The organism is Embleya sp. NBC_00896, assembly GCF_045207785.1.
Lineage (GTDB): Bacteria > Actinomycetota > Actinomycetes > Streptomycetales > Streptomycetaceae > Embleya.
Window position 1 is genome coordinate 1,700,923 of sequence record NZ_CP108776.1, and the last position, 12,224, is coordinate 1,713,146.

Genomic DNA, 12,224 nt, shown 5'->3' on the forward strand with positions numbered 1-12,224 from the left:
CTGACGAAGAGTCAGTCGTCCAGCAGGTCCCGCAGCAACTCGACCGTCAGCGGCTCCGGTTCGGCGCCGAGGCCCGCGAGCAGGCCGTCGAGCCGGTCGACGTAGTAGTCCAACTCCGCGCGATCGCCCGTTATGTGCGTCGCCCGGAACATCGTGCGGTAGAGCATCTGCGATTCGGGACACACCACCAGGCCGACCGAGCAGGCCCGCTTCGCGGACTGCGGGTCGTGGTTGTCCAGGTGGTACTCGGCGAGCCGCGCGGCGACGTCGACGATCTCGGCGATCATCTGCTGCCGGAACGGCTCGGCCCACACGTAGCGTCGCGGGCCCACCCCGTCGAACGGCGCGTCGCGCACTATGTCGAGCGCCCGCGCGTAGTCCATCGCGACCTCGTGGTTCCCGTACAGGCCGCGCGCGGCCAGGTCGCGGAAGCGGAACCAGTCGCACGCGAAGCCGGGGCCGAAGGCATAGCCCTCGCCGCCGACCGCCGCCGGCAGGTGGCTCGTTCCGTCCTGGCCCGTGCCCGCCCAGCGGCGCAGCTGGCTGATCGCCGAGTTGCGCGCGGTGGCGGTGACCCCGAGCGGCCAGACCGCGGCGTCGAGTTCGGCCACCGGGCGGCCGGGGTGCAGCACGATCCACGCCGCGAGTTCGGTGAGCCGGGCGCGGCGGCCGTGCTCGACCTCCTCGCCGACGCCGATCAGGTCGACCTGGCCCAGTATCCGAATCTCCGGATAGGTCGGCGCGAAGCCCTCCGAGGGCTGTCCCGGCATCGGCAGGGCCTCGGTCGGCACGACACCGACCGGCGGCGCGACGTCCCACGTCGAACCCACCTCGGGCGCGTCGGCGACGGGCGTCTCGGTCTCGGGCGCGACCACCAGGAACATCCCGGAGTCTTCGGCCGTGAGGCCCTCCTGGACCTGTCCGGGCGCACCCCAATACTCGGCGGACGGCATCTCGATGCCGGCGGTATCGACGTCGGCCCGCCCAACGGCCCGCTCACGCTCGCGGCCCTGCATCAGGTCGACCTCGTCGTCCGGTCCGAGGACCTGGACACCGGGTCCGGTGAGCACGTCGGCCCGAACTCCCCTGTGCCCATTGGCGGCGTGCGCCGCGTAGACCTCGTAGGTGCCCTCCGGGGCGTCGGCGACGTCCCAGGGCAGGGCTTGTTCTCCGGTTTCCCCGGAGGTGATCCGAGCGTCGGTCTGCACTGCTGTTCCCTCGTCCGGGGCCTCTGCGGCCGTCGCCGGTTCGGCCGTGAGTCCGGCATCCCCGGCGGGTGCGTTGGGGTGGTGGTCCTCGGGATCGCCCACCCCTTCGGGTCCTGTTGCGTCGTGCTCGGTGTCCGCGTCCGACCGGCCCCCGACCATCGGGTCCTCGTGCGGCGGCCTTTCGTGGGACGGCCTTTCCTGGGACGACTGTTCGGGGCCGACGGGCGCGCCGAAGACCGGCTCCCCGAGCGTCGAGTCCGCCGGCGGCGGGTCGCCGTACGCCGGTTCCGCGAACACCGGCTCCTCGCGGGCAGGCGCTCCGTAGGCCGGCTCCTCGTGGGCCGGCTCTGCGAAGTCCGTTGCCTCGACGGCCGAATCCGCTCGGGCCGACCCGTCGTCGACCGGCTCCTCGCGGAACGGCTCTCCGAAGGATGGCGTGACGGGCGCTTCGCCGCCATATGGCAGATGCGTGTACGGCGGTTCCGCATAGGGCGGTTCGGCATATGACTGGTCCGTGTACACGACGTCCGGATAGCCGTTTCCGTCGTGTCGTCGGTCGTCCTCGGCGAGGGGCTCGACCGGCGCTTCCCGCTCGTCCACCTCGGGCCGGTCCGGGCCGTGCGGTACGTCCGATCCGGGCTGTCCGCCGGGCTGTCCGTCCGGCCCGTCCGGGTCCGGGATCGGCGGCTGGAAGAGCTCCGGCTCGTAGTCGCGCTCGCCGCCGTCACCGGGCCCGGCACCGTACTCGTGCGCGTGTTCCGGCAGCAGCGGGAGCGGGAGCGAACCGGTGTCGTCGTTCGACGGGTCGCGGCGCTGGATGCGCTCCGGCGGGGCCAGCGGGACGCCGATCACGGGATAGGCCGCGGTGCCCCACGAACCGGTCGCACCCGGCCCGGTACCGGGCCGCCCGCCCTGCCGGGACGGCGACTCGGGTCGGCCCGGCGCGCCGAACGCGCTCTCGTCCGGCTCGGGATCGGTGGGATCCGGCTGGTAGTAGCCGGCCGGGGCGTCGAACTCCGCCTCGACGTCGGTCCCGGCATCGCCCACCCGGGCCGGCCGCTCCATCCCGCCGACCGCGGACCACGCGGCCGACGACATGCTGCCGCCGCCCGATCCGACGCCCACGTGCGCCGGTTCGGGTTCGTGTACCACGCGCTGACCCGGGATCAGCACGTCCTCGGCGGGCACGCCTTCGACGTCCTTGGACACCGTGAACATGCTCACGAGCGCCTGGTATTGCGGGTCTTCGAGGCGCTGGACGTGCACGTCGGTGTTGATCCGGCTCGGTGTCACCATTCCGGGCACGGTCGGCAGGCGCGTCACGCCGAGCCCGCTGAGCCACGGCTCGGCGTGCACCGGCGCGATGATCGCGGCGGCCGCGCGCGGATAGGTGTTGGTCAGCCGCTGGATGTGCGCGACGTGCGCCTCGGTGAGCGGCTCCAGGGAGAGCACGATCTCCGGCGGCCACGTGTCGGGCAGGATGCCCTTGGTGCGGGCCTGGCGCGGCGACGTGAGCTTGGCGTCGTCGAGCAGCCCGACGACCTCGTCGGACCAGGTCGCCAGCCGGGTCAGCGCCTCGTCCAGCGAGTAGGCGTAGCGGAGTTGCTGCCGGCCCTCGCGTTCGACGTCGCGCAGCTCGCGGCCGAAGCCGACCACCGTCACGCACAGGTCGTCGCTCCACACGTTGGACAGCAGTTCGACGGCCAGCGCGCGCAGCACGGCGAGATTGTCCTCGCCGGAGCCGTCGGTGAGCCCGACCACGCCGAGCGATTCGAGGTCGACCAGCAGTTGCCGGCCGTCGTCGGTCTCGCCGAGCACCGCCAGCGCCGGGTACGGCGCCGGTACGTTCGCCGCCGCACTCGCGTGCAGCAACTCGGCGTCCGCCGGGCAGGTCCAGTGCATGTGGTCGCCGTCCACCGCCTCGAACGGGTACAGCGGCGGCGACGGCGCGGCCAGGTGCAGTTCGAGTTGACGGTCGGTCAGCTGCACCGAGTCGATCAGCGGCAGGGTGCGGCCGGTGTCCGACATCCGCGCGCAGAGCGTGCGCAGTGTCCGGTCGAACAGGTCGAGCGCGTCCGGGGTCTCGGTCGCGCGCAACTGCTGCTCCAGGTCGGCCGCGGCCGGGGCCGGCATCGCGATGCGACGTCCGTCCCGGCGTACCGACTGCTGGAGCCGGCGGCGCACGAGCAGCGCGCCGAGCACGGCCGCGGCCCCCACCGCGCCGAGCGTGATCGCGCCGACCGGCACCGAACCCTCGTCGCCGGCCTTGGCCGGCGCGTCCGCCCGGCTGCCGGTGGGGTTGGTGTTCTCGGCGTTCTGCTTCGGTGTTTCGGCGGCCTTGGCCGATGTGCTCGGCGGTGTGATCGGGTCCTGCTTGGCGATCTGCGGCGGCGTCTCCACGAACGGCTTTTGCTGTTCCGGCGCCTGGCCCGCGGGCCGCTGCTCGGCCGGCGGCGTGGCCGCGGGCGGTTGCTGCTGCGGCGGTTGCTGTTGCTGTTGCTGGGGCGGCTGTTGGGGTTGCTGCTGTTCGGGCTGCGGCGGCACTGCCTCCGTGCCCCCGCCGCCGGGAATCGACAGCGTCCAGCCGGGCTCGATCGCGTTCGGGTCGGTCAACGCCACGCCGTTCGGCTGCGGTTTGTCCTTGTTGGCGGCGAAGATCTCCGGGTAGCGGTCGCCGTCGCCGAGCAGGTCCGCCGCGATGTCCGACAGGGTGTCACCGGGCTTGACGGTGACGGTCTTCGGCAACGCCTTCCAGTCGTCGGCCTGCGCGCCGGGCGCGCTGTCGGGCGCGTGCGCGGCCTTGACCTCGGCCGGCGACGACGCGTTGGCGGGCAGCGTGAGGACCCAGCCGTCCTCGATGTAGTCGGCCGAGTCGAACCGCTGCCCGGTCGCCATCACCTTTCCGTCGTTGAGCTCGGCGATCTCGGTCCAGCGCTTGCCGTCGCCGAGTCGTTCCTCGGCGATCGTCCACAGCGAATCGCCGCGCTGGACGGTGTGCGTGGGACCCGCGCCGGCCCCGGGATCGTGAACCCGGACCGGGATCTCCTGTTCCACGGCCTGCGTCGGCGCGGTCACCACCGTCCCGGGAACGTGCGGGGCGGCATGCGCCTCGCCGCTCGCCGCGAGCGCGGTCCCGGCGGGCAGCAGCAGCATGATGCCGCCGACCAGCGCACCGGCCGCTTTCTGGCTCCAGCCGAGACCGCGGATCCGAGGCGCGGACAATCCCCGTATCTGCGCCGGGATTTCCACCACCACGGAGATCGCGAAGCACAGCCACGCGACCCACGCGACGATCGCGAGCGCGGCGAGGAAGCCGGTGCCGTCGTCGGGTTCGGTCAGCACCTTGGTGACCTGGTCGAGGTCGGGTAAACGATGCGGCACCAGCGTCGTGGTGGCCACGACGAGCAACGTGGGCAGCCCGACGAGCAACGCGAGCAGTACGAGGAGGCTCGACAGGCCGCGTACCAGGTCGAGCAGGAAGCGGCCGGGACCGCGGCGGCGGCGGTCGCCGCGAGTCCGCGCGTGCGCCCGGGGACCGGGACCGGCGCCGGGTCGAGGGCCTTGGGTAACGGTCACGGTGCGTCCTCCGGGTTTCGGATCCCATGGACGAGCCCGGCACGGGCATAGCCTTTGACGGAGATGGTGGTCGCGCCGAAGAAGGCGGCCACCTTGGTCTTGTAGTCGAGCGTGACCCAGACTTCGATGCTGCGGCCGTCCGGCGTGACCCGGGCGAACCCATCCACGCCTTGGCTCTTCAGATACCGGTCGGCTGTGTCCTTGGCGGCGCCGGGCTCGACCACGATCGCGTCGCCGGGGATCGCCTGAGTGGGGTCGATCATCTGACCGGCCGCGCGAGCGGCCTCCTGCGCGTAGGCGTCGGCCTGAGAGTCGGCCCGCATCTTCCCGCCGCCGTCGACGGTGAGCCCCATCAGCAGGATGATCGCGACCATCATGATGGCGACCATGATGCTGAGCCCCCCGTGATCACCGGAATGGGCCCTGGCCACGGTTTTTGACACCACGTCAGCCCCTTTCCCGATAGCGATCGACGACAGACGTGAATTTCCCTGTCATCGTCTTCGATCCGGGCATGCCGGGGAAAGCGATATCGGACAGCGAGACGGTGCAATTCACGGTGACCACGACGCTGCCCACCTCGCCGATCTCTTTCCTGTCGTACCGCGCGACCACTTGGAGCGACTTGCACCCGAGTCCGTCCTGGCGCAGGGAACGCGCCGCGGCCCCCTCGGCCAACGCCTGCGCGTCGCCCGGATCCCGCGCGATCGACGCCTCCCGCGCGCCTTCCTTCGCCGCCGCGTCCACCGCGTTGCCCGCGAGCGTGGTCCGGCCGAACGCGATCACCAGACACAGGAACGCGATGATGACGGGCGTCAGGATCGCCGCCTCCAGCGGAAAGCTCCCGCCGTCGCCCTTCGGGCGCCCCCGCCACAGCCTCATCGTCCGCCTCATCGGTTCGGGGTGGTCCAACGTTCCATGGATCCGCTCGCGCGCTGGACGACCGTGAACGCGGGCAGGCCGGGCAGGATCGACAGCGATGTCCCCTTGACCTCCACCCGGATGCGCACCGGTATCTGCGTGCCGTCTGCGGTGGTCACCGACGTGGTCACCGCGAGATCGCGCAGGACTCCCCCGCCCAGGTCCGTGGCCACCTCCCGGGCCCGCGTGTCGCCCGCCTGTTGGTTGCCGCCGGTGACCCGGCCGGCCTCCACGCCCTCCTTCGCGGCATGCATCGCCGCCTCCCTGGCGTACCACCACAGGCAGCCCTGAATCACGGTCATGAGCATCAGCATGAACACCGGGAACACGATGGCCAGGCTGATGGACATGCCACCGCCATCCGGGCCGCCCGAGCGCTGCGGGCGGATCCGGATGGCCGCGGAACGAGACTTCGGGCTCATGGACCGACTAGTGCCGCGCCCGGCAACGTTTGCCCCGTCGTGGTGTTCGGTGCGGTGCATCGACGTGCCGCCGGAACGTTCTCGTACTGGAGTACTTGGACGTTTCGGCGGGACGGCGAGGCGCCGTGCCGGGCGCCGCGACGGGGCGAACGTTGCCGGGCGCGGCACTAGTTCCCCTCGGCGGGCGGGGTGTACTTGTCGTCGGAGGTGTTGAGGCCGTCCCGGTACTTCTTGTACATCGCGATGATGGCCACCGAGATCGCGATCGCCGCGGCGATCAGCACGGCGACGATGATCGCCGTCTCGATGCTCACCGCGCCGTGGTCCCGCTCCTTGCGCAGGCGGCGGTAGCGATCGACGAGGCCACCCGTGACGGCCAGGACGAAGGCCAGGCTCGCGGGGGTGAGCGCCTTGGTTCCAGCTTCGACCGTGCCCGCGAGTTCCCTCGCGGGCTTTCCATTCCTCATGACCGGACTTCCTTCCTGTGCACACTTCGGGATATGACTGGAGGCTCGAATTCCGGATTCCTAGAACGACATCATGCGCGCGATCGCGGGAAATCCCAGGATGACGCCCATGATCACCACGAGCATGGTTCCGGGCACCGTGAGGCGCTCGGAGTCGCGGTTGGCCACTTCGTGCTCGGTGGCCAGCAGTTCGGTCCGCAGAGACTGTGATCGCGCGCGCAACGTGCCGTACACGGCGGCGCCTTCGGTGCCGGCCATCTCGATGATGTCGGCCACGTCGGCGAGTTCGGGCAGGTCGAGGTCGCGGGCGAGGTCGCGCAGGCCCGCCCACGGGTCGACGCCACCGACTCGCGCCCGGGCGAGCGCGTCCTGGATGCGCAGGAAGGCCCATCCGTCGCCCACCTGCGCCGCCCGTTCGAGCGCCTCGCCGGGACCCGCGTCCCCCGATCGTTCCAGGGCCACCAGATCCAGGTAGGCGGCCGTCGCGTGCTGGAACTCGATCCGGGCGCTCTTGGCCTGGTCACGCAGGGCCCAGTCCGGCACCATCCACAACACGAGGGCGGCCAGGAGCGAGGCGAAGAAGGGTAGGTAGATGGCGAATCCGACGCCGGTCACCACCATCAGCGCGGTGACGAAGGCCGGCAGCAGGAGACCGAGCAGTGCCAGCAGCGCCTTGCTGCGGAAGAAGTCCGCGACGGAACTCCCGACCAGGTCAAGGTCGCGATGTGGCACCTTGACGCCCGGAATGCGCTGCGCGAACGACGCGATCCGATCGCCCTTGTGGTCGCCCGTCGCTTCCGTGCGCCGCCTCGGGCTGCCGGAAAGTCGGTGCAGCGCGTGTCCCAGATCCGGTGGCGCGGGCCAGAGTTCGCGGATCAGCAGCGCGATCCCGGCGCCGGCGACGCAGCCGGCCACGATCATCTCGGGTGGGATCATGTCCACTCCCGGCGCAGCACCACGGGCCGCGGCGCGTTCGGATCCTGCGTGGCGATCTGCTCGTCGACGGCCTGGGCCGCCTTCACCACACTGCGCGGATCGGCCACCAGGAAACGGGGGTTGACCCGGTCCGCGGCCAGCGATCGCATCCAGAGCAGGGTGCCGACGTAGGCGCACGCCATCAGCAGCAGGACCAACTGCCCGATGGCGGAGTGGTACGGCTGGGCGTAATCGCGATTGATCACCACGACCAGCGCGATCATGCCCAGGGTGATGTACGTGATCCACCGCACGGCCATCCGCGCGCCGGCCCGGTCGGCCTCGATCGCCCGGCGCTGCCGGACCTCTTCGCGCACGGTGGTGGCCAGGTCCTTCAGGGCGAGCGCGAGTCCGGGCCCGCGGGCCTCCGAACGCAGGATGAGCGCCGCGGCGATCTTGTCAGCGGTCGCGTCCCCCAGGTCGGCGGCGAAGGCCCGCAACGCCTCGTCGGGCCGCCACCGCGACTGGAGCCGGCTGACCAGGTCGCCCACCTGCTCCTCGATCACCGGGGGGCACGTGGCCCGCGACGTGACGATCGCGTTCTCCAGGCCCGCGCCCAGCTCGATCAGGTCCGCGATCCGGCGCGTCCATTCCGCCAGCGCGTCCAGTCGATTGATCAGCGTGCGATCGCTCTTGGTCGGCGCCAACAGCCAGGACATCCCGGCGAACGCCACGAGCACGAGCACCCCGGCCATCAGGAACCCGCTGAACAACCACACGAGCGCCGCGACCACGACCCCGACGGTCAGCTTGATCCGCCGCACGGCGCGCTGCCGAGCCGTGGCCGGCTTCGAGCGCATCCGCTGGATCGCCAACTGCAACCGCCCGGCGGGCCTCGGCGTCGGGTCGTCGTACGTCCCGACGACCCCAACGACGAACAGCACCAGGCCACCCACCAGCATGCAACCGCACACCGCGACGAGAAGTGCCTCACTCATCGCCCGTCACCCGACCTGATGCAGTTTCAGCTGCAACGGCCGCCAGCCGTGCGGCTCGTCGAGCAGATGCGGACTGAATCCCGCGCGCATGAGGTCCGGCATGTCCGAGGGGTACATCCGGGCCACCCCGCGCGGGTCGTCGTTGGTCGGCGCGAAGATCGTGTTGATCGCCGGCCGGCGGTGTTCGCCCATCCCGGTGACCTCCAGGACGTGCGAGACGAACCGGTGCCGCTTGCCGCCGATCGCGGTCTCGTCGATCATCCGCACGAACACCACGTAGTCGACCGCGTTGGACGCGAGTCGGTAGGCCAGTTCCGGGCTCATGTGCGCCCCGTACTCCAGGCACAGCTCGGCGATCCGGTCGAAGATCATGTCCGGTTCACGCACGTGCAGCGTGCACATCGAACCGCCCTCGCCGTTCGTCATCACGCGTAGCATCGGGACGATCTCGCTGGAGCGCACCTCGCCCACGATCATCCGGGACAGCGACATCCGCAGCGCGGACGGGATCAGCTCACCGATCGTCAGTTCGCCCGCCGACTTGCCGTCCGCGCCCCGCTCGCCGTTTCCTTCGCGGGCCTCGATCGCCACGACCTGGCGCAGATGTCCCAACTCGTGCAGGAACAGCTCCAGTTCCGTCTCGAAGGTGCCGATCCGCTCGTCCCGCGGGATCTCGTGGGAGAGCGCGCGCAGCAGCGACGTCTTGCCCACGCCCTGGGTCCCGCAGATGATCAGGTTCTTCTTCGCCCGCACGAGCGAACCCAGGAACGCGGCCAGGGTCCGGTCCAGCGTGCCGAGGCCGATCAGTTCGGCCAGGCGGACGTCGCGCACCCGGTGCCGACGGATCGTCACATAGGTGTGCGGGGTGACCTCGGTGATCGCCTGGAGGCGCGAACCGTCCGGCAGGCGCAGGGCCAGGGTCGGCTGGGAGGTGGACAGGGTGCGCTCGCCGCTTCCGTGCCGCCGGGCCAAGTCGCGCAGCAGTTCGCGCAGTTCCTCGTCCGACGAGGTCAGCGGCGGTACCTGGACGCGGGGTCGGTCGGCGTAGTCGACCCAGACCGTGTCGTATCCGTTCACCAGGATGTTCTCGACGGCCGGGTCGGTCAGATACGGCTCCAACGGCCCGGCGCGGAACAGCCAGTCCCACACCGCGCGGGCCATCGCGCGGTCCTCGGCGGGGGTGGTCGAGATGCCCCGCTCGCGGGCCGTGATGTCGGCCCACTCGGCGACCACCTGGGCGACGATCGCCCGACCGCGTTGCTCGCGGTCGGCGTTGGTCATGCCCGGGGACATCTTGTCGAACTCGTGCAGTTGCTCGGCCGCGCGGTCCTTGAGTATCCGCACGATGGCCGGGTCCACGACCGGTTCGCCGGACGGATTCCGCGGTCGGGCCGAGGGCGCGGGGGCGGCGGGCGTCTGGTGGGCGGGAGCGGCGGGCGCCTGGGGAGCCGGACGCCTGCTGACCGTGCCCACCCCGGCGGCGGCGACGCTCGCGGTCGGCGGGACGGTGAACATGCCGCCGGGCGCGCCGGGGTGCCGGGCGCCGTTGGCCCGACCGTTGCCGGGCAGGCCGGCCGGGTCGACGGTGCCGATCGGGGATCCGTTGGCGGGCGTGGGCGGCGGGGTGTGGCCGACGGCCGGCGTGAGCGAGCCCGCGCCCGCCGACCAGGTCTGCGAGCGCTCGGGGTTCGGGTCGGCCGGCGCGTCGCGCTGGAAGCCCTCCGGCCAGGTCCGCAACGGCGGGGGCTGTTGCGGCGGCGGGGGCGCGTACACGACGTCCTCCGCCTCCGGGAGGCCCGGCACGACGTGCATGTGCGGGCGATACCCGGGGTCGGCGGGCGGTTCGGGTTCCGGTTTGTTGTGCGGGTCGGGGTGCAATGGGCGCGCGTTATCGAACATGACCCGCCTCCTCGCCGGCCGGGCGGTGCTCCGGCTCGGCTGCCGGCGCGACCTCGGGGGCCGGTGGCTGCCGGATGTACGCGGCTGCCTGCGCCCATCCGTCACTGAGCATGGGGCTTGCGGGCGCGGCCGACATATCGCCGCCGGGAGCCGGGCGCGGCGCGAGCCGCATCCGGCGCTGCGCCGCGAGGCCGAGGGTGGCGTCGGCCGTGCTGCGCGCCGCGCGCATGAACTTCGAGCGCAGGAAGCGTTTGCCGGTGTCGCCCTCGCCGTCCGAGAGCACGCGCGCGCGTTCCGGGTCGTAGGGCAGCAGGCCGATCACCGGCGCGGCCAACTGCTTGCCGATCTCCTGGCGCGAATAGCGGCCCTGCTCGATCACCACGAGGGCGATCGAGTCGGCGCCGGTCCCGTGTGTGTCCAGGTCGTTGCGCAGCGCGACCAGTCTGGGTTGCGCCTGCGCGAGCGAGGGCAACGTGCCGCGTACGACGGGCAGTACGACATCGGCGCGGCGCGCCACGATCGCGGACGCTCCGGTGTGGCCGCGCCGGCCGAGGTCGATGATCACGTCGTGCGGGATCTGCTGACTGCCCAGGCTCGCCGCGAGCTGCGAGATCGAATCCCACGTGTACGCGAGCCCGGAGGCCTGGGTGGGATCCACCAGGCCCGGCAACAGCAGCCGGTCGCGGCGTCCGTCGGACAGGTCCACGAGTTGCCGGAAGAACGCGTCGACCAGGTTGCCCTGACGGTGCGCCACCCCGAGCTGGTGCAGCCCGTATTCGGCCGAAACTCGCCCTTGCAGCGCGCCCGCGAGGATCGAACCCCCGTCCGGGTCGGCCTCGATCAGGATCACCCGACGGCCCGGCGGCAGCGGCCAGGTGAGCAGGAGCGCGAGCGCGGTCGAGGTGGCGCCCGGTGCGCCCATGCCTCCGGTGACCGCGACGACCGTCATGTGGGTCCACCGCCGTTGTTCGGTGGCGCGTCGGCGTTGCCGGTGTTCAGCACGACGATGGAAAACCTGCCGTCGAAGACCCGGGCCGCGAGGACGGGGCCGTCCGCCGCGGGCACGGCCACGTCGAGCACGGTCTTGCCGGATCCGGTGGAACCGGTCGGGGCGCTCGTGCGGATCACCGTCGCCGCGAGGGTGCCGGGCGCGGTCGGAGGGGCGTTGTTGCCGGACGCGGGCGCGGGCGCCGCGGTCACGATCAGGATCCGGGTGCCGGGGGTGACCCGCTGCACGGGCATCCGGGTCGCGTCGAGGGCGATCGGCACCAGCGTCTCACCGGGCTGGATCGCGACCCGCTCGGTGACCTGTTCCGCCGTCAGCAGCGTGCCCGCGCGCAGCTCGACCGCGGCGCGCTTGCCCACCACGCTCGCCTGGGCGTTCTTCCCGAGCGGTCGAAGTCCCGGTACGTCGTTGATCTCCACGACCCGCAGGTCCTCCGCGGCGATGGTCGCGCCGTAGGGCACCGTGCGCGAGACCGCGAGCACCGCCACCCGTTCGTCGCCGAGTTGATAGAACGCCGCCGAGCCGAGTCCGCCCGCCGCGATCAAGGCGACCGAGAGCGCGATGAGCGCGGGCCGCCGGCGTCTCGCGCCGAGGCTGCGCGTAGGCGTGACCGGCATCGCGCCTCCGGGCGCGCCCTGCGGCGCGACGCCGTTGCCCGATGGCCGTTCCGTAGCTGCCTTCACCACCGGCTCTGCCCCCTTGCTCTGCCGGATCCACCCAGGTTCCGCGCGGACCGTGATCCACTTCGGAGCTACAGCTCGTATCTTCCACCACACACATTGTCAGGTGAATGGTGAACGGCCTGAAAACAG

Annotated in this window: 10 protein-coding genes; all 10 read right to left on the reverse strand. The window is 71.7% G+C overall.

The annotated features are described in order from the left end of the window. Nucleotides 1-11: 11 nt before the first annotated feature. A complete protein-coding gene (locus OG928_RS07655; RefSeq protein WP_406280859.1) occupies nt 12-4,784 on the reverse strand; it encodes a LysM peptidoglycan-binding domain-containing protein in 4,773 nt (1,590 codons plus the stop codon). Continuing rightward, nucleotides 4,781-5,227, reverse strand: a complete 447-nt coding sequence (locus OG928_RS07660) for a pilus assembly protein TadG-related protein (RefSeq protein WP_406280861.1) — start codon at nt 5,225-5,227, stop codon at nt 4,781-4,783. The genes OG928_RS07655 and OG928_RS07660 overlap by 4 nt, the downstream gene beginning before the upstream one ends. Nucleotides 5,228-5,231: 4 nt before the next feature. Continuing rightward, nucleotides 5,232-5,666: a TadE/TadG family type IV pilus assembly protein gene (locus tag OG928_RS07665; RefSeq protein WP_406280863.1), complete on the reverse strand. Its 435-nt coding sequence runs from the start codon at nt 5,664-5,666 to the stop codon at nt 5,232-5,234. Between the two features lie 8 nt (nt 5,667-5,674). After that, nucleotides 5,675-6,055, reverse strand: a complete 381-nt coding sequence (locus OG928_RS07670) for a TadE/TadG family type IV pilus assembly protein (RefSeq protein ID WP_406280865.1) — start codon at nt 6,053-6,055, stop codon at nt 5,675-5,677. Nucleotides 6,056-6,294: 239 nt separating this feature from the next. Then, the gene (locus tag OG928_RS07675; RefSeq protein WP_406280867.1) at nt 6,295-6,594 is read right to left on the reverse strand and encodes a hypothetical protein; all 300 of its coding nucleotides are present in this window, start codon (nt 6,592-6,594) and stop codon (nt 6,295-6,297) included. Between the two features lie 60 nt (nt 6,595-6,654). Beyond that, nucleotides 6,655-7,530 (reverse strand): hypothetical protein, encoded by an 876-nt coding sequence (locus OG928_RS07680; RefSeq protein WP_406280869.1) that lies wholly within the window; start codon nt 7,528-7,530, stop codon nt 6,655-6,657. Then, nucleotides 7,527-8,507, reverse strand: a complete 981-nt coding sequence (locus OG928_RS07685) for a type II secretion system F family protein (RefSeq protein WP_406280871.1) — start codon at nt 8,505-8,507, stop codon at nt 7,527-7,529. The genes OG928_RS07680 and OG928_RS07685 overlap by 4 nt, the downstream gene beginning before the upstream one ends. Before the next feature lie 6 nt (nt 8,508-8,513). Beyond that, nucleotides 8,514-10,406, reverse strand: a complete 1,893-nt coding sequence (locus OG928_RS07690) for an ATPase, T2SS/T4P/T4SS family (RefSeq protein ID WP_406280873.1) — start codon at nt 10,404-10,406, stop codon at nt 8,514-8,516. Beyond that, a complete protein-coding gene (locus OG928_RS07695; protein ID WP_406280875.1) occupies nt 10,396-11,355 on the reverse strand; it encodes a hypothetical protein in 960 nt (319 codons plus the stop codon). Before OG928_RS07695 ends, OG928_RS07690 begins: the two co-directional genes overlap by 11 nt. Beyond that, nucleotides 11,352-12,098 (reverse strand): SAF domain-containing protein, encoded by a 747-nt coding sequence (locus tag OG928_RS07700; RefSeq protein WP_406280877.1) that lies wholly within the window; start codon nt 12,096-12,098, stop codon nt 11,352-11,354. The genes OG928_RS07695 and OG928_RS07700 overlap by 4 nt, the downstream gene beginning before the upstream one ends. Between the last annotated feature and the right edge of the window lie 126 nt (nt 12,099-12,224).